Genomic DNA, 26,661 nt, shown 5'->3' with positions numbered 1-26,661 from the left:
ACATTTTTCAGATGGCAAAGAAAAAAGACGAAAAGGACGTGCTGGTTGTCCGTGACGAGAAGACGGGCGAAATCAGCGTGGTAGCCGGGCTGAACGCCGACGGCTCCCCCAAGCGCATCCCCGCGAAAGCGGAGAACGCGCAGAGTTTCCTGCAATTCGACCGGCACGGCGACGTGCTGGACAACTTCTTCAAGAACTTCTTCCGGCAGTGCAAGGAACCCAGCCGCTTCGGTTTCTACCGTGTCGCGGCGGACCAAGCCGACAAGCTGCTGGAGGTTATCAAGGACTTGCTGAAAGACCCCGACGGCAACAAGGAACTGCTTGCGCCCCACAAGGTGGACACCTCCGGCTACGAAAAGAAAGTACAGGAGGAGCAGTCCGCCGAAAAGCAGGAACAACCGGAACAGAAACAAGATGACGAACCTAAAAAACAGGAAGAGATGGAACAGAAAAACGAACAGAATCAGGAAAGCCCGCAGCAGACGCAGGGCAACCGGGGCTACCAGCCCATCGACGAGAGCAAGATCAACTGGCAGGAGTTGGAGGAGAAATGGGGCGTGAAGCGCGACGACCTTGAAAAGTCGGGCGACCTTAACAGAATGCTCAACTACGGCAAGTCCGACTTGGTGAGGGTGTCGCCCAATTTCGGCGGAGAGGCTTTCGAGCTGGACGCCCGCCTCTCCTTCAAGAAGGACGGCGAGGGCAATGTCAGCCTTGTGCCGCACTTCATCCGCAAGGAGCAGAAGCTCGACGAGTACAAGGAACACAAGTTCTCCGACGACGACCGGAAGAACCTGCGCGAAACAGGCAACCTCGGCAGGGTCGTGGACCTCGTGGACAGGGAAACGGGCGAGATCATCCCCTCGTTCGTCAGTATTGACCGCAAGACGAACGAAATCACGGATGTCCCGACGAACAAGGTGCGCATACCGGAACGCATCGGCAAGACGGAAATCACCAAGCAGGAGCAGGACATGCTGCGTGCCGGGCTGCCCGTGCGCGACAAGCTCATCGAGCGCAAGGACGGCAGGAAGTTCGTCACCACCCTGCAAGTGAACGTGGAGCAGCGCGGCGTGGAGTTCGTGCCGGGAACCGGCAGGTCGCCCCGTACCGCCCGGACGCAGGAAACGAAGAACACCCCCGCACAGGGACAGGCGCAGGGTACGGAGAATGCCGGAGGCACGAACAAGGAGCAACGCCGCAACACGTGGACGAACGCCGACGGCAGCATCCGCCCCATCAGCAAATGGAGCGGCGTGGACTTCACCGAACAGCAGAAAGCCGACTACGTGGCTGGCAAAGCCGTGAAATTAGAGAACGTGACCGACAAGCAGGGCTTCCACGCCACGATGTACATCAAGTTCAACCCGGAGAAGGGACGCCCGTACCGCTACGACACCAACCCCGACAACGCGCAGAAGGTCGCCCCTTCCAACGAGAGCCGCACGCAGGTGGCGGTGAACAGCGAGGGCAAGACCAACGAGGCTACCAAGAACCTGAAAGAGCCGTTGCGGAAGGGACAGACCGCCCCGAAGGACACCGCACAGCAACAGCAGCAGAAAAGAAACAACAAGGGCATGAAGATGTAATCCCGTGTCCGCCACTAAATCCGAAGTAACATTTGTAAAATTCAAAACGACAGAAGAATATGAAGACAATCATTGCAGAAAAGCCGTCTGTGGCACGTGAGATCGCCCGTATCGTGGGCGCGACAAAGAGAGAGGAAGGATATTTCGAGGGAGGCGGCTACGCCGTGACTTGGGCGTTCGGACACCTTGTGCAGCTTGCCATGCCCGACGGCTACGGCATACGCGGTTTCGTCCGTGACAATCTGCCCGTCATTCCCGACACCTTCACGCTCGTCCCCCGTCAGGTAAAGACGGAGAAGGGCTACAAGCCCGACAGCGGCGTGGTGGCGCAGATCAAGACCGTTGCCCGGCTATTCAAGGAAAGCGAACAGATCATCGTGGCGACCGATGCAGGGCGCGAGGGTGAGCTTATCTTCCGCTACCTCTACCATTATACCGGATGCACCACCCCGTTCGTCCGCCTCTGGATAAGCTCGCTTACCGACAAGGCTATCCGCGAGGGACTGCGCAACCTCGAAGCGGGCGGCAAATACGACAACCTCTATCTTGCCGCCAAAGCGCGGAGCGAATCAGACTGGCTCGTGGGCATCAACGGCACGCAGGCACTCTCCATCGCCGCCGGACACGGCACGTACTCCATCGGGCGGGTGCAGACACCCACGTTGGCGATGGTGTGCGCACGCTATTGGGAGAACCGCCGCTTCACGCCCGAAGCCTTCTGGCAGCTCCATATCGCAACGGACGGCTGCGATGAAGGAACGGTGAAGTTTTCCTCTTCCGAAAAGTGGAAAGAGAAAGAGCCTGCGACGGAACTATATAATAAGGTGAAGTCGGCAGGCACAGCCACCGTCACGAAAGCCGAACGCAAGGAGAAGACGGAGGAAACACCGCTGCTGTACGACCTGACGACGCTCCAGAAGGAAGCCAACGCCAAGCACGGCTTCACGGCGGAACAGACGCTTGAAATCGCGCAGAAGCTTTACGAGAAGAAGCTCATCACCTATCCGCGAACCGGAAGCCGCTACATACCCGAAGACGTGTTCGCCGAAATCCCCAAGCTGCTCGCCTTCATCGGGGCTTTGCCCGAATGGAAAGGCAAGGTGCAGCCGAAATGCGTCCCGACACGCAGAAGCGTGGACGGCGGCAAGGTGACGGACCACCACGCCCTGCTCGTCACGGGCGAGAAGCCACTATTCCTCTCCAAAGAGGACAGCACCGTCTATCAGATGGTTGCCGGACGCATGATCGAGGCTTTCTCCGAAAAATGCGTCAAGGACACCGCCACCGTCACGGCGGAGTGTGCCGGAGTGGAGTTCACGGTGAAAGGCAGCGTCATCAGGCAAGCCGGATGGCGTGCCGTCTATAGCGTGGAGGACAAGGAAGAAACCTCCATCCCCGATTGGCGGGAAGGCGACACGCTGACGCTGAAAGGCTGCTCCATCACGGAGGGAAAGACCAAACCCAAGCCGCTGCATACAGAAGCGACACTGTTGTCGGCAATGGAAACGGCGGGCAAGGACATAGAGGACGATGCACTCCGTCAGGCGTTGAAGGACTGCGGCATCGGCACGCCCGCCACCCGTGCGGCGATTATCGAAACGCTCTTCAAGCGCGGCTACATGGAACGCTGCAAGAAATCGCTTGTGCCGACTGAAAAAGGGCTTGCCCTCTATTCGGTCGTGAAGACGATGCGCATCGCCGACGTAACCATGACGGGCGAATGGGAGAAGAATCTGGCACGCATCGAGCGCGGGGAAATGCCCGCCGAAACCTTCCGCAGGGAGATAGAGGCGTACACACGCGAAATCACCTCCGAACTGCTCTCGTGCGACAAACTGTTCGCCCGCAGGGATTCCGGCTGCAAGTGTCCCAAGTGCGGGACGGGCAGCATGCAGTTCTACGGCAAGGTGGTACGCTGCGACAACGCGGAGTGCGGGCTGCCCGTGTTCCGCCTGAAAGCGAACCGCACCCTTTCCGATGACGAGATCAAAGACCTGCTCACCGACGGGCATACGAAGCTGCTCAAAGGCTTCAAGAGCAAGCAGGGCAAGAGCTTCGACGCCATAGTCGCCTTTGACGGGGACTATAACACGACTTTCGTGTTCCCCGAAAGGAACACGAGCAGGAAATTTTCAGGACGGAAGAAATAGTATTAACTTTTGAGAAAGTAGGCTGCACCTCAACAATAGAAATAAACGGGTTTATTTCGTATTGTCTTCGATTTGCACTACCTTTGCCACTTGTTCAGAGTAATGAATTGTTCTTCGATACCGGATTACACTCATACTTTGGATTTAGTGGTGGCACTCGGAGGGATACCGAGTGCCTTTTCTTTCTCCTTTTCAGACGACTATCCCCGTCATTATCAATCCACTAAATTCCAAAGTAATGAACAACAAGAAGAAAAACGAGGGTCAGACCGACTTTTCCTATTACGGTCTGTACCTGCTGGACTACCTCCGCACGAACAGGTTTGAACAGGCTTCCGACGATGCCTTCATCCGGGAGCGTGCCGACCGTGCCGCCGAAACGTATGAGCGTGCGCGGCTCGAAGGCTATCCGCCCGAAGGGGCGCAGGAGTTGGCGATGGACACGCTCCTGCGGGGGCTTCGCTATTCCAAGTACGCCATCCTCCGCGAAGTCGTGGAAAACGAGTTTGCCGACGAAGTGCCGGGAAAGAAACGCGAAGCCTTCATCCGAAAGTTGCTGCCGCCGGTCGGCAACGTATTCTCCGCCTATGACCTTTCGGACGACAATTTCGCCCTGTCGCCCGAATACGACCTGCTCTACACGGAGCTGACGGGAGCCGCCGTCCTTTATATCGGGGAATATGGCGTTTAACCGCAAACAACGGCTGCGGGACAACATCGAGGCGATACGGACGGCATTCATCCTTGACAGGGAACGGAGGACGGCAACCGCCGAGGAACAAGCCATACTTCGGAAGTATTGCGGTTTCGGCGGGTTGAAGTGCATACTGAATCCTGCAAAGGAACTGACGGATGCCGTGCATTGGGCGAAATCGGACCTCGAACTGTTTACCCCTACGGTAGAACTGCACAGGCTGGTGCGTGAAAACAGCAAGGACGATACGGAGTACAAGCGGTACGTGGATGCCATGAAGCAGTCCGTGCTGACCGCTTTCTACACCCCGCCGGAGATAACCGGCACGATTGCGGAGGCTCTGCATGAACACGGCATACGTCCCGACCGTGTGCTGGAGCCGTCGGCGGGCGTGGGCGCATTCGTGGATGCCGTGCTGGAAAACAAGCCGGACGCGGACATCATGGCTTTCGAGAAAGACCTGATGACGGGCAAGATATTGGGACACCTGCATCCCGACCAAAAGGTAAGGGTGCAGGGATTCGAGAAGATAGAGAAGCCCTTCACGGACTATTTCGACCTTGCCATCTCGAACATCCCGTTCGGCGACGTGGCTGTGTTCGACCCGGAATTTACAGGAAGCCAAGACCCGGCAAGGCGTTCCGCACCGAAGGCAATACACAACTACTTCTTCCTGAAAAGCCTTGACGCGGTGCGTGAGGGCGGCATCGTGGCGTTCATCACCTCTCAAGGGGTACTGGACGCACCGTCCAACGCGCCCATACGCGAGTATATGATGCGTAATGCCAATCTGGTGGGAGTCGCACGCCTGCCGAACAACCTCTTCACGGACAACGCGGGTACGGAAGTGGGCAGCGACCTGATTATCCTGCAAAAGAACAGCGGCAAGAAACGGGAGCTGTACGATTATGAAGAGTTGTTCGTGCAGACGGAAAAGACACCGATAGGCAGTTTCCAGAACGGGTATGTCGGCAGCATCGGCATGATTCCCCACTCGGATCTGATAAGCGGCACAGACCCTTACGGGAAACCAGCCTATAAAGTCATGCACCGGGACGGCATCGGGCAAATGGCGGAGGATTTGCGGGAACATATGGATATTGAGCTGTATAAGTTGGACAAAAAGCTGTATGAAATGCACAGCCTGCATCCGGCACAGGGGAAAAGCACGGTAACAGAAACCATTTCCACACCGGTTGTCACTCCTGAGATACAGCCACGTCATGAAATGGCAGCGAAGCCCGAAGCGGCAACACCGCAGCCGGAGGAAGAAAAGTCGGAGATAGAGCCGCGCCGCCCCGATTATTCGGAGGGCGTGCAGCTCTCCCTGCTCGACCTCTGGGGCATGACCGAGGAAGTACGCAAGCAGGAAGCCCCCGCCAAGAAGAAAAAGACGGCGAAAAAGGAAAGCCCGGCAAGGCGTATGCCTCCCAAACCGCAGGCGCAGGTTACGCCGAAGGTTACGACTGCACCGCCACAGCCGTCTGTTGCACCACTGACGGAGAAGAGGGACAGCCATGAAACAAAGCCGGTGAGTTTCGCAGCCAAAGGCGATCTGGATGATATTTACGCCTCTTTGGATTGGGACACCAATCCGCCCATCAACGGTTTCTATGAAATGATGATGGACCTCACGCCGGAGCGACGCAAGGAACTTCGCAGGCTGGCGGCACAGCATCAGGAGAAGCAACGGGTGGACGGGACGGCGGTGAAAGCCGCTCCCGCCATTGACATGCCGGAAAAGGAAGCGACAAAACGCCCCGAAGCACAGACGGAAGTCGCAACCGTTCCCGTTACGGACAATAACGCAAGTGAGACAACAACTTCCCTTTTCCCTGAATTTGAAACGGAAAAGCCGAAGGAGGAACCTCTCGACCTTTCTCCCCGTCCGTTCAACGGTATGCTGGAGCCGCACTACCGTGACGGCTCTATGGTACTGGATGCTTCACGCAATCTCGGTTATTTGAAGGGCCTCACGCCTTACGGCGCGACATTCCAACCGCTTGACCTGACCGGCTACCAGAAGGAGAAAGCGATGTTGTATGTGTCACTCCGTGACGCATACGAGCGGCTTTACCGCTACGAGGCGGAGTATCACGATGAAGGGTCTGCGCAACGCGGAGCGTTGAACACCTGCTACGATGAGTTTGTCATGCGCTACGGCAACCTCAATGCCAAGCATAACGTGAAACTGTTGATGATGGATGTCGCCGGACGCGACATCCTTTCGCTGGAACGGGCGGAGGACGGCAGGTTCGTCAAGGCGGACATTTTCGAGCGTCCCGTTTCCTTCTCTGTGGAGAGCCATGCCAACGTAAGCTCTCCCGAAGAGGCACTCTCCGCGTCGCTCAACAAGTTCGGCACGGTCAATCTCGACTATATGCGGGAGATAACCGACAGCACGGAGGAGGGATTGCTTGACGCCCTCAAAGGACGCATCTTCTACAACCCGCTCGTAACCGGTTACGAGATAAAGGACAGGTTCATCGCCGGGAATGTGATAGAAAAGGCGGAGCGCATCGAGGCATGGATGGGCGACAACCCCGAAAACGGACGTATGCCGGAAGTGAAGCAGGCGTTGGAGGCTCTGAAAGAAGCCGAGCCGCCGCGCATCGCCTTTGAGGACCTCGACTTCAATTTCGGGGAACGCTGGATTCCGACGGGCGTGTATGCCGCCTATATGAGCCATCTTTTCGACACGGACGTGAAAATCGCCTACTCCGCAAGCATGGATGAGTTTTCGGTGGCGTGCGGCTGCCGCACCATGAAAATCACGGACGAGTTTTTAGTGAAGGGCTATTACCGGAACTATGACGGCATGCACCTGTTGAAACACGCCCTGCACAACACCTGCCCGGACATGATGAAATCCATCGGTAAGGACGAGCATGGCAATGACATCAAGGTGCGTGACAGCGAGGGCATACAGCTCGCCAACGCCAAGATTGATGAAATCCGCAACGGGTTCTCGGAATGGCTGGAAGAGCAGTCGCCGCAGTTCAAGGAACGGCTGACGACGATGTACAACCGCAAGTTCAACTGTTTCGTGCGCCCAAAGTATGACGGCTCTCACCAGACATTTCCCGACCTCAACCTCAAAGGGCTGGCAAGCCGGGGTATCAAGAGCGTCTATCCGTCACAGATGGATTGCGTCTGGATGCTCAAACAGAATGGCGGTGGCATTTGTGACCACGAGGTGGGAACCGGTAAAACGCTGATAATGTGTATTGCAGCGCATGAGATGAAGCGCCTGAACTTGGCGCACAAACCGATGATTATCGGGCTGAAAGCCAATGTCGCGGAGATTGCCGCCACCTATCAGGCGGCATATCCCAACGCGCGGATTCTCTATGCCTCGGAGAAGGACTTCTCGACCGCCAACCGCGTGCGTTTCTTCAACAACATCAAGAACAACGACTACGATTGCGTCATCATGTCGCACGACCAGTTCGGCAAGATTCCGCAGTCGCCGGAGTTGCAGCAGCGCATCCTGCAAGCGGAGCTTGACACGGTGGAGGAAAATCTCGAAGTCCTGCGGCAACAGGGCAAGAACGTGTCGAGGGCGATGCTGAAAGGGCTGGAAAAGCGCAAGCACAACCTTGAAGCGAAGTTGGAGAAGGTGGAACATGCCATCCAATCGCGCACGGATGATGTGGTGGACTTCAAGCAGATGGGCATCGACCATATCTTCATTGACGAGAGCCATCAATTCAAGAACCTGACTTTCAACACGCGGCACGACCGTGTGGCGGGATTGGGAAACTCGGAAGGAAGCCAGAAAGCCCTGAACATGCTCTTTGCCATACGTACCATACAGGAACGCACGGGCAAGGACTTGGGGGCTACGTTCCTGTCCGGTACGACCATCAGCAACTCGCTGACGGAGCTGTACCTGCTCTTCAAGTACCTTCGCCCTAAGGAACTGGAACGGCAGGATATTCGTTGCTTTGACGCTTGGGCGGCTATCTTTGCCAAGAAGACGACCGACTTCGAGTTCAACGTGACGAACAACGTGGTGCAGAAGGAGCGTTTCCGCTACTTCATCAAAGTGCCGGAGCTTGCCGCCTTCTACAACGAGATAACCGACTACCGCACGGCGGAGGACGTGGGCGTGGACCGTCCGCACAAGAACGAGATACTGCACCACATACCGCCGACGCCGGAGCAGGAGGACTTCATCCAAAAGCTGATGCAGTTCGCCAAGACGGGTGACGCCACGCTGCTGGGCAGACCACCCCTGTCGGAAACGGAGGAGAAGGCGAAGATGCTTATCGCCACCGACTACGCCCGCAAGATGGCTCTCGATATGCGCATGATAGACCCGCATTACGAAGACCACCCCGACAACAAGGCTTCGCACTGCGCCAAGACGATTGCGGAGTATTACCACAGGTATGACGCGCAGAAAGGCACGCAGTTCGTGTTCTCGGATCTGGGAACGTACCAGCCGGGCGACGGGTGGAACGTGTACAGCGAGATAAAGCGGAAACTGACGGAGGACTACGGCATCCCGGCAGGCGAGGTGCGCTTCATTCAGGAGTGCAAGACCGACAAGGCACGCAAGGGGGTGATAGACGCCATGAACGCCGGAACGGTGCGCGTGCTGTTCGGCTCCACCTCCATGCTCGGAACGGGTGTGAACGCGCAGAAACGGTGTGTCGCAATCCATCATTTGGATACGCCGTGGCGTCCGTCCGACCTACAACAGCGTGACGGACGGGGAGTCAGGGCAGGCAACGAGATTGCCAAGCATTTTGCCGGGAACAACGTGGATGTCATCATCTACGCTGTGGAAAAGTCGCTGGACAGCTACAAGTTCAACCTGCTGCACTGCAAGCAGACATTCATCTCGCAGCTCAAAAGCGGGGCGATGGGCGCGCGTACCATCGACGAGGGGGCTATGGACGAGAAATCGGGCATGAACTTCTCGGAGTACATGGCGTTGCTCTCCGGCAATACCGACCTTTTGGACAAGGCGAAACTGGAAAAGCGTATCGCCTCGCTCGAAGGGGAACGCAAGTCGTTCAACAAGGGCAAGCGCGATTCGGAGTTCAAGCTGGAAGCCAAGACGGGGGAACTGCGCAACAATACGGCGGTAATCGAAGCCATGACGGAAGATTGGAACCGCTTTCTTTCCGTTGTCAAGACCGATAAGGAGGGCAATCGCCAGAATGCTGTCAAGGTGGACGGTGTGGATTCTACCGATGAAAAGGTTATCGGAAAGCGTTTGCAGGAAATCGCCAAGAACGCCACGACGGGCGGTTTGTACAAGCCTGTCGGGGAACTTTACGGTTTTCCGATAAAGGTGGTCAGCGAGAGAATACTCAAAGAGGGGCTGGAGTTTACCGACAACCGTTTCGTGGTGGAGGGAAACTACAAGTACACTTACAATAACGGGCATCTGGCGATGGCTGATCCGGTAGCCGCCGCACGTAATTTCCTGAACGCATTGGAGAGGATTCCGTCCATCATCGACCAGTATAAGGGAAAGAACGAGGTGCTGGAAAAGGAAGTCCCACAGTTGCAGGAGATAGCAAGTAAGGTATGGAAAAAGGAGGACGAACTGAAACAGTTGAAGTCCGAACTTGCCGCGCTTGACCGCAAAATACAGTTAGAGCTTGCGCCGCCTACACCCGATGTCGCCGAAAAGGAGAACGACGGACAGGAGGTCAAGCCTGTTTCGGAAGGTGTACGGAGCATATCGCCACAACAAACCGATGATGCACCACCGATACGCAGCCCGATGGATAAACGAAGTCCGTCTGGCAATTTCATTGCCAATCATATCATTATCGGGCGTCCGGGTTTTCAGTTTAAGGATGAAAACCGATCGAAAGGGATAAAAATTTAAAATTATGAATTTTATATAAAATATTAATAGGGGCTATCCAAAAGGTCTAAAAGTAAATCTTATCCCCTCTGCAAGTATCTGTAGAAGAGTGATTGTAAGGATTTCTTTCTTTTTGGGCAGCCTCTATTAAATTTATTTATTCTTTCTTGATTTATGTTTATAAACATTATACCAAAAAATATTCCAACTAACCTTGTTTATGTTTTGTCAGCCACCATTTGCACAACCATATTTGACTCCCAAAGAGAGTGAATTCGATAAGATAACTTGCTGCATACCCACAATAAGGGGCTAAATAGAATACGAATGGGAAATAGATAACAGTACCGACAACAGATTGCGTTATGTAGTTGGTTAAACTCATTTTACCATAAAGCTGTAATGTGGAAACCGCTTTTTTGACACGTTCCTTATGACACAATAATATGAACGAGAATATTTCTACAGAATCATCAGTAAAACAGAAAAAAATACTAATTTTGTTTTTGATGATCATTTCAAAAGGAATTAGAAAAATATCTAATTCTAACTTATAGAGGAAAAAGCAACAATTAAATATTAAAGAATAAAAGATACGAAAAATATGACGCCAAAAGAGATACTACAAGAATGGATTGACTGCTTCAACGCCGCCGATGCAGTCGCTTTGGCAAACTTATACGCTCAGGATGCCATAAACCATCAAGTCGCAAACACCCCGGTTATAGGAAAAACAGCTATCCATAAAATGTTTGTAAATGAATTTGCAACCTCAAAAATGGTTTGTATTGTTGAGCATATATTCGAGGATGGAGAATGGGCTATCATGGAATGGAAAGATCCGCTCGGGTTGCGAGGATGCGGATTCTTCCATGTGCAAAACGATAAAATCGTTTTCCAAAGAGGTTATTGGGATAAGCTCAGCTTTCTCAAACAGCACGGTTTAACCGTAGAGAATAGTGATAAAAATCCAAACACATAACACCGTCCGATATGGGAATCATCATTCATTCTTTAGAGTCCGTTTCTTTCAAAGATTTGTATGCGGCATTCTCATCCGCATTCAAAGATTATGATTTCTCTTTGAATGCGGATGAATTGCGACGCATGCTCGACCGACGAGGATACAATCCACAACTATCTTTCGGAGCATTTTTCGAAGGACGGCTGATTTCTTTTGTGTTTAACGGAACAGGCATGTACAACAACATCTTGACGGCTTATGACACAGGGACGGGAACCGTACCTTCATTCCGGGGATTACACCTAACCCAAAAAATATTCACTTTCAGCCTCGAATTGATATATCAACAAGGAGTTCGGCAATATGTACTGGAAGTTTTGCAACACAATCACAAAGCAATAAAAATATATCGCAAATTAGGCTTTGAAACACAGAGAAATTTCAACTACTACTCTGCCAAACTGAGCGATATTGTTCCTGTATTGCAAGTAAACCATACTGCATGTCGCATACTCCCATCGGATTTAAAAAACTGCCTTAACCAAACGGCCTGGTTCGATTTTCATCCTTCATGGCAAAATGACAGGGCTTCACTGGAACGCGGAATCGACAATTTGGACATATTGGGAGCTTATGAAAGAGAAGAACTTGTCGGATTTGTTATCTTTGAACCGGCATCAGGCGATATTTCATCCCTCGCAGTTGCAAAAGATTACCGGCGTAAAGGAATAGGCAAGTCCTTGCTTAAAAGTGCTGTCAGTCATTTTCAAAGCGATGTACTCAAATTTACTAATGTTGATTGCGATTGTGAATCAGTCACTGGTTTCTTGTCATCATTAGGACTTACCCCAAAAGGACAACAGTTTGAAATGGTCAGAAAAATTTAACCTACATTTATATGAATAGCCCTCATCATCAAATAACAAATTAATAATACCAAATAAAAATACGTATAGATTAAAAAAGTTCTTTGTGCTTTTGTCAGGGAACTTTTTTTTCGTAAATTTGCGTTCAATTATGCGGCAGTAATAATATACATATTAATACGAGTTAAGAATCCTGTAGTTTTCCACATGCTACGAGGAGGTATTAAAAGGTGCGTTTCGGCAATGCATCTATTGTAGTATATTATTGCTTAATCAAATGAACATTATAAATTTAGGAATTCTTGCTCACATTGATGCAGGAAAAACTTCCGTAACCGAAAATCTGCTATTTGCCTGCGGAGCAACGGAAAAGCGCGGCAGTGTTGATAAAGGTGACACCATAACAGACTCTATGGATATAGAAAAACGTAGAGGAATTACTATTCGGGCTTCTACGACATCTATTGTTTGGAATGGTGTGAAATGCAATATCATTGACACTCCGGGACACATGGATTTTATTGCAGAGGTGGAGCGGACATTCAAAATGCTTGATGGAGCAGTCCTCATATTATCGGCAAAGGAAGGCATACAAGCACAAACAAAGTTGCTGTTCAAGACTTTGCAAAAACTGCAAATCCCGACAATTATATTTATCAATAAGATTGATCGTGCCGGCGTAAATCTTGAGCGTTTATATCTGGACATAAAAACAAATCTGTCGCAAGACGTCTTGTTTATGCAAACGGTTGTCGATGGAGTAGTTTACCCGATTTGCACCTCAACAGATATAAGGGCAGAACACAAAGAATTTGTATGCAACCATGACGACGATATATTAGAACTATATTTGGCGGATAAAGAAATCTTACCGGCAGATTATTGGAATGCGATAATCGCTCTTGTGGCAAAAGCCAAAGCCTATCCGGTCTTGCATGGATCAGCAATGTGCAATATTGGCATCAATGAGTTGTTAGACGCCATCATTTCTTTTATATTTCCTCCGGCATCAGTCCCAAATAGACTTTCAGCTTATCTTTATAAAATAGAACATGACCCCAAAGGGCATAAAAGAAGTTTTCTAAAAATTATTGACGGAAGTCTGAGACTTCGAACCGTTATAAAAGTCAATGATTCGGAAAAATTCATCAAGATTAAAAATCTAAAAACCATTTATCAGGGCAAAGAGATAAATGTTGATGAAGTGGTTGCTAATGATATCGCAATTATAGAAGATATAGAAGAATTAAGAATCGGAGATTATTTAGGTGTTAAACCTTGTCTGATTCAAGGATTATCTCATCAGCATCCCGCCCTCAAATCTTCTGTCCGACCAGACAAGCCCGAAGAGAGAAGCAAGTTGATATCCGCTCTAAATGTATTGTTTATTGAAGACCCGTCTCTGTCCTTTTCCATAAATTCATATAGTGATGAATTGGAAATCTCGTTATATGGTTTAACCCAAAAAGAAATCATACAAACATTGCTGGAAGAACGATTCTCCGTAAAGACCCATTTTGATGAAATCAAGACTATCTACAAAGAACGACCTAAAAAGAAGGTGAATAAGATTATCCATATCGAAGTCCCTCCCAACCCTTACTGGGCCTCAATAGGACTGACTCTGGAACCTTTACCGATAGGGTCAGGGGTGCAAATCGAAAGTGAAATCTCCTTTGGTTATCTGAACCATTCTTTTCAAAATGCCGTTTTTGAAGGAATCCGTATGTCTTGCCAATCGGGATTGCATGGATGGGAAGTGACGGATTTGAAAGTAACCTTTACTTATGCCCTTTATTATAGTCCGATAAGTACCCCTGCCGATTTTAGACAATTGTCTCCTTATGTCTTCAGGTTGGCTTTGCAACAATCAGGAGTGGATATTCTCGAACCGATGCTCTATTTTGAGTTACAGATACCACAAGTAGCAAGTTCCAAAGCTATTACAGATCTGCAAAAAATGATGTCTGAGATTAAAGGTATCAGTTGTAATAAAGAGTGGTGTCTTATTGAAGGGAAAGTTCCATTAAATACAAGTAAAGACTATGCTTCAGAAGTAAGTTCATACACTAAAGGCTTAGGCACTTTTATGGTTAAGCCGTGTGGGTATCAAATAACAAAAGGCGGTTATTCTGATAATACCCGTATGGAAGAAAAGGATAAACTTTTATTCATGTTTGAAAAATCAGTATCATCAAAATAATGGAACGATCCAGGAATTTCTATAAGACAATACGGTTGGGGTATATACTTATCTCCGTTCTTATCGGATGTATAGCATATAATAGCTTCTATGAATGGCAGGAGATAGAAGCATTAGAACTTGACAATAAAAAAATAGACGAGTTCCGAAAAGAGATAAACAATATCAATATTCAAATGATAAAATTTTCTCTATTTGGTGAAACAATACTGGAATGGAACGATAAAGATATCGAACATTACCATGCACAGCGTATGGCAATGGATAGTATGCTCTGCCGTTTCAAAGCTACCTATCCGGCAGAGCGTATAGACAGCGTACGCCATCTTCTCGAAGATAAGGAACGGCAGATGTGCCAAATCGTTCAAATACTTGAACAACAACAAGCCATCAACGATAAGATAACCAGTCAAGTACCTGTAATCGTGCAGAAGAGTGTGCAGGAACAGCCCAAGAAGTCCAAGCGCAAAGGTTTCTTGGGCATCTTCGGCAAAAAGGAAGAAGCGAAACCAACTGTGACTACCACGATGCACCGTTCCTTTAACCGGAATATGAGAACCGAACAACAGGCGCAAAGCCGCCGCTTATCGGTTCATGCCGATAGCCTTGCCGCACGAAATGCGGAACTTAACAGGCAACTGCAAGGACTGGTTGTTCAAATAGACGGGAAAGTACAAACTGACCTACAAAAGCGGGAAGCCGAGATAACAGCCATGCGGGAACGGTCGTTCATTCAGATTGGGGGCTTGACAGGGTTCGTTATACTGCTACTGGTCATATCATATATCATCATACACCGAAATGCCAACCGCATCAAGCGATATAAACAGGAAACCGCAGATTTAATCGAGCGACTGCAACAAATGGCAAAGCGAAACGAGGCACTGATAACCTCCCGCAAGAAAGCCGTACATACCATTACCCATGAATTACGCACACCGCTGACTGCAATAACGGGCTATGCCGGACTGATACAAAAAAACTTCAATGCGGATAAAACCGGGATGTATATCCGAAATATTCAGCAATCCTCCGACCGTATGCGTGAAATGCTTAATACTCTTCTGAGTTTCTTCCGGCTGGACGACGGCAAGGAACAACCTAATTTCTCCACGTGTAGGATTTCATCAATAGCGCATACGCTCGAATCAGAGTTTATGCCAATTGCCATAAACAAGGGACTTGCTCTTACTGTGACGAATCACACGGATGCTGTTGTACTGACCGATAAGGAACGCATTCTACAAATTGGAAATAACCTGCTGTCAAACGCCATCAAGTTCACTGAGAACGGTGCCGTTTCTCTGACAATGGGGTATGATAACGGTATGCTGAAACTTATCGTCAAAGATACGGGTTCGGGTATGACCGAAGAGGAACAGCAACGTGTGTTCGGTGCGTTTGAACGTTTGTCAAACGCTGCCGCAAAGGACGGCTTCGGATTAGGTCTTTCCATTGTTCAGCGCATTGTGACAATGCTCGGCGGCACAATCCAGCTGAAGAGCGAGAAAGGCAAGGGCAGCCGTTTCACGGTGGAGATACCCATGCAGTCAGCCGAGGAATTGCCGGAACGGATAAATAAAACACAGATTCATCATAACCGAACACTCCATGATATTGTTGCCATCGACAATGACAAGGTACTTCTCCTAATGCTGAAAGAAATGTATGCACAAGAAGGGATACATTGCGATACCTGTACCAATGCGGCGGAACTGATGGAAATGATACGCCGGAAAGAATACAGTCTGCTTCTGACCGATTTGAATATGCCGGATATAAACGGCTTCGAGCTGTTGGAACTGCTACGCACCTCCAATGTGGGCAATTCAAGGATCATTCCGATTATTGTAACAACCGCTTCGGGCAGTTGCAACAGAGAGGAACTTTTAGAACGTGGATTTTCTGATTGCCTTCTCAAGCCGTTTTCCATATCGGAGCTGATGGAAGTTTCCGACAAGTGCGCCATGAAAGGTAAACAAAATGAAAAGCCTGATTTCTCCTCCCTACTGTCTTACGGCAATGAATCCGTCATGTTGGATAAACTGATAGCGGAAACCGAAAAGGAAATGCAGTCGGTCAGGGATGGGGAACAACGGAAAGACTTTCAAGAACTGGACGCCCTGACACACCACCTACGTAGTTCGTGGGAGATACTGCGTGCCGACCAACCATTAAGGGAACTTTATAAACAGCTTCATGGGAGTGCCGTTCCCGATTATGAAGCATTGAACAACGCCGTGACTGCCGTATTGGATAAGGGTTCGGAGATAATCCGGCTGGCAAAAGAAGAAAGGAGAAAATACGAAAATGGATAAAACAAAAATCATCGTGGTGGAGGACAACATCGTATATTGCGAGTTTGTCTGCAACCTGCTGGCACGGGAGAAATTCCGTACCGTGCAGGCTTTCCACCTCTCGACAGCGAAGAAACTTCTGCAACAAGCCGCTGACAATGATATAGTAGTTTCTGATTTGCGTTTGCCTGACGGTGACGGCATCGACCTATTGCGCTGGATGCGCAAAGAAGGCATGACGCAGCCGTTCATCATCATGACCGACTATGCCGAAGTACATACGGCGGTTGAAAGCATGAAACTCGGTTCGCTGGACTACATACCCAAGCAACTCGTGGAGGACAAACTCGTGCCTTTGCTCCGCACCATACTGAAAGAGCGGAATATCGGGCGAAGCCGCATGCCCGTATTTGCCCGTGACGGTTCAGCCTTTCAGAAAATCATGCACCGGATAAGGCTGGTAGCTCCTACCGACATGAGCGTACTGATATTCGGGGAGAACGGTACTGGCAAAGAGCATATTGCCCATCTACTGCACGATAAAAGCAAGCGTTCAGGCAAGCCTTTCGTGGCGGTGGACTGCGGCTCACTCACCAAAGAACTTGCGCCATCGGCGTTCTTCGGACACGTTAAAGGAGCGTTCACTGGTGCTGAAAACACAAAGAAAGGCTATTTCCACGAGGCGGAAGGCGGCACATTGTTTTTGGATGAAGTGGGTAATCTCGCACCGGAAACCCAACAGATGTTACTCCGTGCCATACAGGAACGGCGGTTCCGTCCCGTTGGCGACAAGTCCGACCGCAGTTTCAACGTCCGCATCATCGCCGCCACCAACGAGGATCTGGAAAAGGCGGTCAATGAAAAGCGTTTCCGACAGGATTTGTTATACCGCCTACATGACTTCGAGATAACCGTTCTGCCCTTACGTGACTGTCAGGAGGACATCATGCCGCTGGCGGAGTTCTTCCGTGAGATTGCCAATAAGGAATTGGAATGCAATGTTAGTGGCTTCAGTTCCGAAGCGCGGAAAGTGTTACTGATCCATTCATGGCCGGGTAACGTGCGCGAACTTCGGCAGAAAATCATGGGTGCGGTGTTGCAGGCTCAGACGGGACTTGTCACGAAAGAGCATCTGGAACTTGGAATAACCGAAACAACCTCTGTTGTCGGCTTCTCCCTACGCAACGAAGAGGAAGATAAAGAGCGGATTATACGTGCTTTGAAGCAGGCTGGCGGGAACCGGAAGGTTGCTGCCGAATTGCTTGGAATAGGCAGGACAACACTCTATAATAAACTGGAAGAATATGGATTGAAGTATAAATTTGAGCAACCATAGCCCGCAATTCGCTGAAAATGGCTATCTTTGCATGACATATTAGAAGGTAACGGCGACTGGCAGAGCCTTTTGCCGCCTATATATAACATAAGACCGCAAGGCGTTTCGAGCGAAAATCTGGTAAATTGACACTACGGAGACGATTGCGTGATGCTTATGCTATGCCTACGCATAGCGTGCATTCACGTACTCTCCGTAAAAGGCTTTACCAGAGCCGTCGCTTGAAAGTAGTGTGATTTGCACGCTACTTTTTTGCCCTTGCCCAACGAAAGGAAACGATAATGGGTAAAGTACAGATTCTTGCCGTCCTCACGATAGACGGTTGTCAAAGCTCCGAGTTATATTGCAAAGCGTATAAGGAACTGCGCCTTGAAGATTGCGGCATCAATGAGATAAGGGAAAACGCCCTTTATCATATCACACCGGATTATTCCATCTCCATGCTTGACGAATGGCGGAAATCCACAACAGACATCTGCTATCTGGCGGAAGTCACTCCTGAAAAAGCGGACTACATCAACGGGCTGCTGCGTATGCGTGTGGTGGATGAAATCATACTTTACACGATTCCTTTCATTGCCGGAACGGGAAAGCGTTTCTTCCAATCCGCCTTGCCGCAGGAACAATGGACGCTGACCTCACAGAAGGTGTACCGCAACGGAGTGGTCCGCCATATCTATAAAGCGTGCGTTTGATGTCCATAAAATGGACGAATGTTCAGTAAATGAACACTTTAAGCTGAATACAATTCCTTTCAGATAAATAAATCGCGAAATTATCACTCTGAAATCCAGCACCTTGCAGAGAGCGTGCCGGATTTTTTATTTTATGGACACGCTTTTTGCCAATCATATTCATGTGCGCATACCGAAAAAACAGAGTGTAAAATTTCAAAATTGACAGGACATGAATTATTTCTTATTGACGGAAACAGAGTTCTTCCGCCGTATAAACGAAGCCGGGGACTGCAATATGGAAACGGCATACACGGCTTTCGCCACGCAAGTGATCGAACTATGCAACGGCAATGTGGACACCACCCGCACCATCATCGCGCTGGCTTACATTGAAATCGAGTTGCAGCACCATCCCGTGCGCAATCTTCCCGAAGAAAAGAGGGAGGTTGCAGCCTACATCAGCAAGGCACTCTCTTTCGTTAGGAAGATGCAGAAGTTCCTTGCCGCTCCCCAAGTGTCACCACTAATCCCCATCCGTACATCCTCCGACAACACAACCGAAAATCCCGCCTCACCCCTGCAATGGACGGGCAACGCCATCGACCTCGTGGAACTTATCTACGGCATCAACGAGATGGGCTGCATCAATAACGGCAACATGCCGCTCAAACAGCTCGCCCCGCTCCTCTACAAGATTTTCGGTGTCGAATCAAAGGACTGCTACCGCTTCTATATCGACATCAAACGACGGAAGAACGAAAGCCGCACCTACTTCCTTGACAGGATGCAGGAGAAACTGAACGAGAAGATGCTCCGCGACGAGGAAATGGAACGTTTGAGAAAATAATCCTGTACCAATGATGAATCAGGGGGTGACGTTATGCCACTCTCTGATTTTTTGTAGGTTTTGTACCTGCCGTGCAGATACATTTCGTTATCTATTCGCCCGAAAACCAGCGAAAAGCACTATCTTTGTACCCACCTTACAGAATTGTATATGAGCATAGACAACCTCGACATAGTAAAACGGCTGATAGCCGAAAAAGAATGCGGACGGGTGGAGTTCAAGGAAACCACCGGACAGTTGGAGCGTGGCATGGAAACGCTTTGCGCTTTCCTTAACGGAGAAGGCGGCACGGTATTGTTCGGTGTTACCGACAAGGAAAAAATCATCGGACAAGACGTGAGCGACAAGACCAAGAGGGATATAGCGGACGCGATCAACCGGTTGGAGCCTGTGGCAATGGTACAAATATCTTATGCACCGCTGCCGGACAGTGAGAAGAAAGTAATTGTTTTTCGTGTTGAAGATTCAAGGCTCAACCGTCCGTTCTGCTATAAAGGAAGACCATATATGCGGGTGGAAAGTGCGACCACAACGATGCCACAATCAAAGTATAATGAACTTCTTTTGCAGCATGAAAAAGTCTGGCATAGCTGGGAAACCTACCCGAATACCGATTTGAAGATTACGGATTTGGATGAAGAGGAAATCCACAAGACGGTACGTTTAGGAATAGAGTACGGACGTTTACCCGAATCGACAGGTGACGAAGTTCCTATCATACTTGAAAAACTGAATCTTCTTGAAGGCGGTGTACTTAAAAATGCAGCCGCCGTATTGTTCGCCAAAAAGAAACTGGTACATTATCCGCAGAACTTGCTGCGACTTGCCCGATTCAGAGGTACAGACAAAACCGTATTTATAGACAACAAACGGGTACACGGGAACTTGTTCCATCTGCTTGACGAGGCAATGGCTTTTGTGTTCAGACATCTTTCATTATCCGGAACAACGGACGCATTGGAGCGTGAGGAACATTTGGAAATACCGCATAAGGCTATACGAGAAGCTGTAATCAACTCCCTATGTCACAGGAGTTACCGTGATATTGGAGGTTCGGTAGCCATAGCCATCTATGATGACCGTGTTGAAATAGAGAATCCCGGTTCGTTTCCGTCCGAATGGGATATGAATAAAATCAAATCCGAACATGGTTCAAAGCCCCATAATCCTTTAATTGCAGACACGCTTTATGTGCGAAAAGTATTGGAGAGCTGGGGACGCGGCATAAATCTCATAATAGAAGAATGTCAAAAGGTTAATTTGCCGGAGCCTGAATATCAAATAACAACCAATGAAGTGAAACTTGTCTTCAGATATAAGGTGGCAGGACAAGAAACAGGACAAGAAACAGGACAAGTAGCAGGACAAGTAGCAGGACAAGTAATGTCGCTTGTATCAGCTTTGGGAAATGATATTTTGCCGTTGAAAGAAATCATGGAGCGTTTATCTTTGAGGGGACGTGATAATTTCCTTACCAGTTACCTAAATCCTGCATTGAGAGAGGGACTTGTCGAACAAACCCATCCGGAAAATCCCAAGCACCGCAACCAAAAATACAGGCTTACTGAAGCTGGAAAAATCATTTTGTCAAAAGGCAACAGGAAGGATGGCTAAGAAGAAACATAAGAAAGATTCAGATGCAGACTTGCCTGTAATCATGGATTACGGCATCGGTTGCATATCCATTTATGACCCGGTTGATATGATGCCATACAATGACCCGCCTGTCACCGAGCAAACCCGTTTCAAGAAACTCCGCAAGGAAATGAAAGCGGAGTTCAAATGGTTGGCGTCTTCTATAACAATAGAGTATTGGAAAGAAAACCGGCAGATACCTTTCGGTGAGGAAATGTCGAAACTCAGAATCCGACTGTTGAGAATCTTCGCCGAAGAATACAGCATACTACTAAAAGATGATACAGAACTGAAAAACTATCTGCTCATGCTTGTCATTACCACCATCAACAAGCATCTCCAATCTGAAAATAAAAATCCGTAACCGGTCGTCGGCTACGGATTTTCCATATATAAACGGATATACTATTTCTGCTGCAACAGATGTTTCAGATTTTCGTCACCCGCGATGCGTTCCAGCTCGTCGGCGACAATCTGTTTCACCTCCTCCTTGATACGCCTGTAATTCGCCTGCACTGTTTCCTTCATGCAGTCTTTGCCATCCTCGTCCGTGAAGTCAGTAATTACGGGTATCGGCTTGTAGGCTTTCTCCTCGCGCTTGACCTTCTCGGCATCCACGACAATCTCACAGTGGAAAATCTTCTGTTCTATACGTTCGTTGAAGTTGTCGGACACCGAACCGACAAACATTCCCTGCGTCAAGCCGGAAATCTTGCTCGGCGGGATAAGCGCGTCCATCTGCGTGTTGATGGAGGTGGAAACATCCTGCCTGTTGATGGAAATGGACTGCCGTTTCTGCAACACCTTTCCGAACCGTTCCGAGAGCGTCTTGGCGGTTTCGCCCACCACCTGACCGGAGAAAATATTGCCGACGGTGTTCATCACCACTTTCGCCTCCTTGTCCCCGTAGTCACGCACCAACTGGCTGAAATCCTGAAATCCCAGACATACGGCAACCTTGTTGCTTCGTGCGGTGGCGATAAGGTTGTCCAGCCCCTTGAAATATATCGTCGGAAGCTCGTCGATGATAACTGACGACTTCAACATCCCTTTCTTGTTGATGAGCTTCACGATACGGGAATTATACAGACCGAGAGCCGCCCCGTAAATGTTCTGACGGTCCGGATTGTTGCCCACGCAGAGTATTTTCGGCTCTTTGGGATTGTTGATGTCCAGCGTGAACTCACTGTCCGACATCACCCAATAGAGCTGCGGGGAAATCATGCGTGACAGCGGGATTTTCGCCGATGCAATCTGCCCCATCAACTGCTCGGCAGCCCCTCCGAGCCACGCGTCCATGAACGGTGAGAGATAGTTCTCCAATTCCGGGTAAGATGTCAGTATCGGGAAGATATCCTCGTAACGGCGGTTCAGGAACTCGATGGCATGGGGGAACGTGCAATACTTGCCATTTTGGAAAATTTTAAGATACCAGATGATAGCCGCGAAGAGGATGATGGGCGATTCCACAAAGAAGTCGCCCTGCTTCTGCACCCAACTCTTGTTTAAGTTGAGCATGATGGTGTACGCGCTTTCGTAAGCGTCCGTAATATCCTCCATGAAGTCCGGGTGAATGGGATTGCAACGGTGCGAGCGTCGCGGGTCATCGAAGTTTATCACGTAGAACTTCGGCTTCACCTTGTATCCCTCCGGGTGGTTGAGCAGATGATTATAGGCTATCGTGGACAAGTCGCTGAATTTGAAGTCGTAAACATACATCGAGAAGCCCTTCTCAATCTGCTGCTTGATAAAATTGTTTACCACCGCGTATGACTTTCCGCTGCCCGGCGTACCCAATACGATGGAAGCCCTGAAGGGATTCACTACGTTAATCCAGCCGTTGTTCCAACGTTTCCTGTAATAAAAGCGGGTGGGCAGATTGACCGAATACTCGCTTTCGATGAGCCGTGTTTCCTGCATGAAGCTCTCGTTCTCGTTGTTGAACACGTCATCCATGAGGTTGTGTTTCAACAGGCGGCTCATCCACAGACCGCCCATCAGCAGGCATACATAGCCCGTGCCTACGGTCAGCACGTAAAGCCCCGTCACCGCTTCAACCGGTAGCGGCAACGCCAGTATCCACCAGTTGAGGAAGAACAGTACGAACCCTGCGGCAAGAGCCGTCCAGATCCGTCCCCAAGTAATTTTCTCTCCCTTGACGCCCTTCGTTCCCAGACAGGACAGGGCAAGGAGGAGGACGGCAAACAGTTTCGTGTAGAGGATGGAACGGAACAGCCCCGCCGTGCGGTTGAAATTCATCAGGATTCTGTCCACCACGCCGATGTCCACGCTCCAGAGCCGTATGGCTTCATAGCAGAACCAGTACACGTTCATGACCACTAAAATAATACTCACGGCACGCAGAAAATCCATGATTTTCGCCAATGCCCTCAAATCGTCTTCTTGTTGTGACATAGATTGAAAAATTTTGATGTTGATACCTCGATTACATTCCCAAACCCTTGCGCCTTTTCTTTTTCTTCTTGCGCTGCATCGCCCGGATAAAGGCTTCCTCCTCGGCATCCACAGCCGGACCTTCGGGAGTGAGCAGACCGATACCTCCCGCCGTGTTCTCGTGGTCGGATGCTGTCTGTTCGCGCATATCCTCTACTGTTTCCACCGGAACGGAAAGCGGAATCGGTGGCTGTCCGGCATAAGGCAGCGTGAAGTGTTCCTGCAAAGCGTTGGCGGAAAGTTCCTTGCCCATGCGCGAGCCGTTCAGCACGCAGCCCGTGCGATGGTCGATAAACGTGGCTCCGTAGATGCGCCCTTCCTCCGTGTAGCGCAGCACGGTGTCGATACCCTTCTCCCTGAGCCGCGAAACGAACTTCTCCTTGTCATACGTGCCTTCAAGCACGGAAAGGACGGTGCGTTTTGTCATGTCGGCGAGTTTCCGGTCCTTAATCTCCTGCTTGGAACGGGCAAACTTCTTCTGCACGGCTTCATAGCCTGCGGACTTCCCGAAAAGCGAGGACTTGAACGGGTTGCCCGTCTTGTTCCCGGCATCATCGGTGACGGAATAGACCAGCCCGTGATACTCACGCCCGCACACGTTTCCCCGCGCTTCCTCCACCGTCATATTATATAAGGAAAGGAGGGCGCGATATTCGCCCATCGTCTGGAAACGGTACTGTCCACTCAGAGCCTTGACGGTATTCCCGACCTGCCTTTTCACGTCGCCCGCCGAAGCGTCCACCTTTCGCAGAGGGTTCTCTATCCGTTGATTCTTACGTTCCGCCGGGTGCAGCCCGTACTTTTGTTCCAGTTCCCGCCGGATGCGGTCGCTGCGGCGGAAAAGGAAATCCTGATTGAGCCGCCTGCCTTTCTCGTCCACATTGATTGTCACGATGTGCAGGTGGTGGCGGTCTATGTCCTCGTGCTTTACAATAAGATACGGCTGGTCCCCGTAGCCGAGTTTTTCCAGATACTCGCGTGCGATGTCCTGCAATTCCGTATCGGTCAGCACATCGTCGGGATGCGGGTTGAGCGAGATATGGAGTACCGGTTTCTCCACCCTCGTATGCTCCGGCATACAGGCGAGAAAACCCTCCATCGCCTTGCGTATGTCCACCGTCCCCGTGCCGTCATTGTAGATGCGGTTGGTGGTGAGCAGACGCCCTTTCGCCTCGTTGATCTTTTCCCCGTTGTAGGCAAGTGCGCCGTACAGCGACTTTCCTACACTGATTTTTGCGACCATTTCGCCTCCATTTCCCTTGAAAGTTCCACAATCTGACGGCTCAGTTTCACGAGTTCGACGGTCTGTTGCTCCAGCTTGTAGAGCAACGCCATTGCCTTTTTCTCGGAAAAATGCAGCCTGAGTTCCTTCACGACTTGGTTGTAGTTCGTGCCTACCGCGCGGAACTGCGCATGGAAATCGGACAGTCTGGTGTAGTAATCCACCAGCGTCCTGTCCACTTTCAGCACCCTGAACGGCTGCCCGAAGAAGTGCGCCTTGATGAAAACCGACTTGGCGTAAACGCCCGACTTCTCGAACATGGCGAGGAAACGGTTGTGTTCCTCCTCGTTGAAACGGACGGTGTAGCGGAATACCGCCGGATCAAGTTTGGGATTTCTCCCGGTCTTGTTTCTTTTCTCTTTCATATAAACTTTGGATTTAGCGGATGGACGGCATAAGCCGCCGCTTGGGGTCACAGACACCGCAGGTTTGAAAAGCTTCCCGACTTCGGAGAGGAAGCCCGCCCCCTGCAAGGGCAAGTGCTTTTCGTGGCTGCTCAAAACGTTTTGAGCGGCTGAAAAGACATCTTGCTATGTTCAGGCGAACATAAAAATCCGTCGGGGCCGGATTGGGGGAATGCCTTTCAAACTCCGGGCTGCGCCACCTGCGGCGAACCCTGCCGTTCGGGTGCAAAGTTACGCCCTTAAAGCGGTATCGGACAGAGGCTTGACCCGGACAATCAGTGCCAACCGGCGCAACATGCCGCCACTTGTCGGGGAAGTGATACAGGTTCAAAAATATCCTTGTTTATTTGCAGCATGATTCAAGAAACGAACGATTTGAAGATATGAAAAATGAGGCTTTCAAATACCCGGCAAACCGCTTCGGCGGCTATTTGCCTGACCGGATACCCGAACCTTCGGATACCCGGTTTTACAATGACGCGGTGATTCACGGATTCAATGACTTCATGACGCAATGTCGTCATTCATCAGTTATCCGAATCCCTGCCCCACCGTTGAAGCGGATACGTGACGAACCGGACAGTCAGAGATTCGCGGACGCGGATATACATGTCACCGATTCCGTATCGGAGCAGGAAAACAATTCATCAACCATTAAAACCAACAGAACCATGAGTAATGAAACATTCGTTGCATTCGCAACACAGAAAGGGGGTATCGGCAAATCCACCGTCACGGCACTTGCCGCCAACTACCTCCACAACGTGAAAGGACACAATGTCGCAGTCATAGACTGCGACACCCCGCAGCACAGCATACACGGGTTGCGTGAACGTGAAACGGGACTTATCGGCGGGAGCCTCTATTTCAAGGCACTCGCGTGTGACCACTTCCGCAAGATAAGGAAGAACGCCTACCCGGTCATCGCAAGCGACGCCCTTAACGCCCTCGATGATGCCGAAAGGATGCTTGCCGAAGAAGAGGTGAAACCCGACATCGTGTTTTTCGACATGCCGGGAACCCTGAAAAGCAACGGCGTGGTCAAGACCCTCTCGCAGATGGACTACATCTTCGCGCCCATGAGTGCCGACCGTTTTGTCGTGGAAAGCACCCTGCAATTCGCTGTGATGTTCCGTGACAACCTCATGACGACGGGACAGGCGAAAACAAAAGGGCTGTACCTGTTCTGGACGATGGTGGACGGCAGGGAGAAGAACGGGCTTTACGACCTGTATGAGGATGTGATCGCCGAGATGGGGCTGCCGGTGCTGTCCACCCGCCTGCCCGACAGCAAGAAGTTCCGGCGCGACCTCTCGGAAGAGCGCAAGAGCGTGTTCCGCTCGACCATCTTCCCGATGGATGCGTCCCTGCTGAAAGGGAGCGGCATCCGTGAGTTCTCGGAAGAGATAAGCCGTATCATCAGACCTCAATAA

At 50.3% G+C, this 26,661-nt stretch carries 17 protein-coding genes and 1 pseudogene; 14 read left to right on the top strand and 4 right to left on the bottom strand.

The genetic code is table 11. The features are described 5' to 3' along the window. Nucleotides 1-11: 11 nt before the first annotated feature. The 4 genes from HMPREF2983_RS05280 to HMPREF2983_RS05265 all read left to right on the top strand — a co-directional run bounded on the left by HMPREF2983_RS05280 (nt 12) and on the right by HMPREF2983_RS05265 (nt 10,284). Complete coding sequence (locus HMPREF2983_RS05280; RefSeq protein ID WP_007366533.1) at nt 12-1,589, top strand: DUF3945 domain-containing protein; 1,578 nt, start codon at nt 12-14, stop codon at nt 1,587-1,589. A gap of 59 nt (nt 1,590-1,648) precedes the next feature. Further along, entirely contained in the window at nt 1,649-3,739 is a 2,091-nt protein-coding gene (locus HMPREF2983_RS05275; protein WP_007366532.1) for a type IA DNA topoisomerase, read from the top strand. A gap of 238 nt (nt 3,740-3,977) precedes the next feature. Continuing rightward, nucleotides 3,978-4,430, top strand: a complete 453-nt coding sequence (locus HMPREF2983_RS05270; protein ID WP_007366531.1) for a DUF1896 domain-containing protein — start codon at nt 3,978-3,980, stop codon at nt 4,428-4,430. Next, entirely contained in the window at nt 4,420-10,284 is a 5,865-nt protein-coding gene (locus HMPREF2983_RS05265; RefSeq protein ID WP_007366530.1) for an N-6 DNA methylase, read from the top strand. The genes HMPREF2983_RS05270 and HMPREF2983_RS05265 overlap by 11 nt, the downstream gene beginning before the upstream one ends. Nucleotides 10,285-10,471: 187 nt before the next feature. On the opposite strand, the pseudogene HMPREF2983_RS05260 reads toward HMPREF2983_RS05265, so the two are convergent. Next, nucleotides 10,472-10,750: pseudogene (locus HMPREF2983_RS05260) on the bottom strand (DUF418 domain-containing protein); the annotation flags it as partial. Nucleotides 10,751-10,867: 117 nt separating this feature from the next. Between HMPREF2983_RS05260 and HMPREF2983_RS05255 the strand changes: the two are divergent. The 9 genes from HMPREF2983_RS05255 (at nt 10,868) to HMPREF2983_RS05215 (ending at nt 21,452) form a co-directional block, all read left to right on the top strand. Beyond that, entirely contained in the window at nt 10,868-11,245 is a 378-nt protein-coding gene (locus HMPREF2983_RS05255; protein WP_007366528.1) for a nuclear transport factor 2 family protein, read from the top strand. A gap of 11 nt (nt 11,246-11,256) precedes the next feature. After that, entirely contained in the window at nt 11,257-12,114 is an 858-nt protein-coding gene (locus HMPREF2983_RS05250; RefSeq protein ID WP_007366527.1) for a GNAT family N-acetyltransferase, read from the top strand. 256 nt (nt 12,115-12,370) lie between these two features. Next, nucleotides 12,371-14,296, top strand: a complete 1,926-nt coding sequence (gene tet / locus HMPREF2983_RS05245) for a tetracycline resistance ribosomal protection protein (RefSeq protein WP_007366526.1) — start codon at nt 12,371-12,373, stop codon at nt 14,294-14,296. After that, nucleotides 14,296-16,614 carry a hybrid sensor histidine kinase/response regulator gene (locus HMPREF2983_RS05240; protein ID WP_007366525.1) on the top strand — a complete coding sequence of 773 codons (2,319 nt, stop codon included), beginning with the start codon at nt 14,296-14,298 and terminating at the stop codon, nt 16,612-16,614. The genes tet and HMPREF2983_RS05240 overlap by 1 nt, the downstream gene beginning before the upstream one ends. Next, a complete protein-coding gene (locus tag HMPREF2983_RS05235) occupies nt 16,607-17,929 on the top strand; it encodes a sigma-54-dependent transcriptional regulator (protein WP_007366524.1) in 1,323 nt (440 codons plus the stop codon). Before HMPREF2983_RS05240 ends, HMPREF2983_RS05235 begins: the two co-directional genes overlap by 8 nt. Nucleotides 17,930-18,210: 281 nt before the next feature. After that, nucleotides 18,211-18,624, top strand: coding sequence for a dihydrofolate reductase family protein (locus HMPREF2983_RS05230; RefSeq protein ID WP_007366523.1), 414 nt, complete (start codon nt 18,211-18,213; stop codon nt 18,622-18,624). Nucleotides 18,625-18,835: 211 nt separating this feature from the next. Beyond that, nucleotides 18,836-19,453: an RteC domain-containing protein gene (locus tag HMPREF2983_RS05225; RefSeq protein ID WP_007366522.1), complete on the top strand. Its 618-nt coding sequence runs from the start codon at nt 18,836-18,838 to the stop codon at nt 19,451-19,453. Between the two features lie 150 nt (nt 19,454-19,603). Beyond that, nucleotides 19,604-21,067: an ATP-binding protein gene (locus HMPREF2983_RS05220; protein ID WP_007366521.1), complete on the top strand. Its 1,464-nt coding sequence runs from the start codon at nt 19,604-19,606 to the stop codon at nt 21,065-21,067. Next, nucleotides 21,060-21,452 carry a hypothetical protein gene (locus HMPREF2983_RS05215; protein WP_007366520.1) on the top strand — a complete coding sequence of 131 codons (393 nt, stop codon included), beginning with the start codon at nt 21,060-21,062 and terminating at the stop codon, nt 21,450-21,452. Before HMPREF2983_RS05220 ends, HMPREF2983_RS05215 begins: the two co-directional genes overlap by 8 nt. A gap of 41 nt (nt 21,453-21,493) precedes the next feature. Here HMPREF2983_RS05215 and mobC read toward each other — a convergent pair whose 3' ends face one another. The 3 genes from mobC to mobA are packed head-to-tail and all read right to left on the bottom strand — an operon-like array spanning nt 21,494 to nt 25,189. Next, on the bottom strand, nt 21,494-23,503 hold the full coding sequence (gene mobC / locus HMPREF2983_RS05210) for a conjugal transfer protein MobC (RefSeq protein WP_007366519.1): 2,010 nt from the start codon (nt 23,501-23,503) through the stop codon (nt 21,494-21,496). 31 nt (nt 23,504-23,534) lie between these two features. Then, nucleotides 23,535-24,785 carry a conjugal transfer protein MobB gene (gene mobB / locus HMPREF2983_RS05205; RefSeq protein WP_007366518.1) on the bottom strand — a complete coding sequence of 417 codons (1,251 nt, stop codon included), beginning with the start codon at nt 24,783-24,785 and terminating at the stop codon, nt 23,535-23,537. Continuing rightward, nucleotides 24,764-25,189 (bottom strand): conjugal transfer protein MobA, encoded by a 426-nt coding sequence (mobA, locus tag HMPREF2983_RS05200; RefSeq protein ID WP_005944180.1) that lies wholly within the window; start codon nt 25,187-25,189, stop codon nt 24,764-24,766. Before mobA ends, mobB begins: the two co-directional genes overlap by 22 nt. 422 nt (nt 25,190-25,611) lie before the next feature. Here mobA and HMPREF2983_RS05195 point away from each other — a divergent pair, with 422 nt between their 5' ends. After that, nucleotides 25,612-26,661 (top strand): ParA family protein, encoded by a 1,050-nt coding sequence (locus tag HMPREF2983_RS05195; protein ID WP_007366517.1) that lies wholly within the window; start codon nt 25,612-25,614, stop codon nt 26,659-26,661.

It is taken from the genome of Prevotella sp. HMSC077E09 (assembly GCF_001814685.1).
GTDB lineage: Bacteria > Bacteroidota > Bacteroidia > Bacteroidales > Bacteroidaceae > Prevotella > Prevotella oris.
Note: the sequence above shows the minus strand (reverse complement) of the source record. Positions and strands in the feature narration are given on the sequence as shown.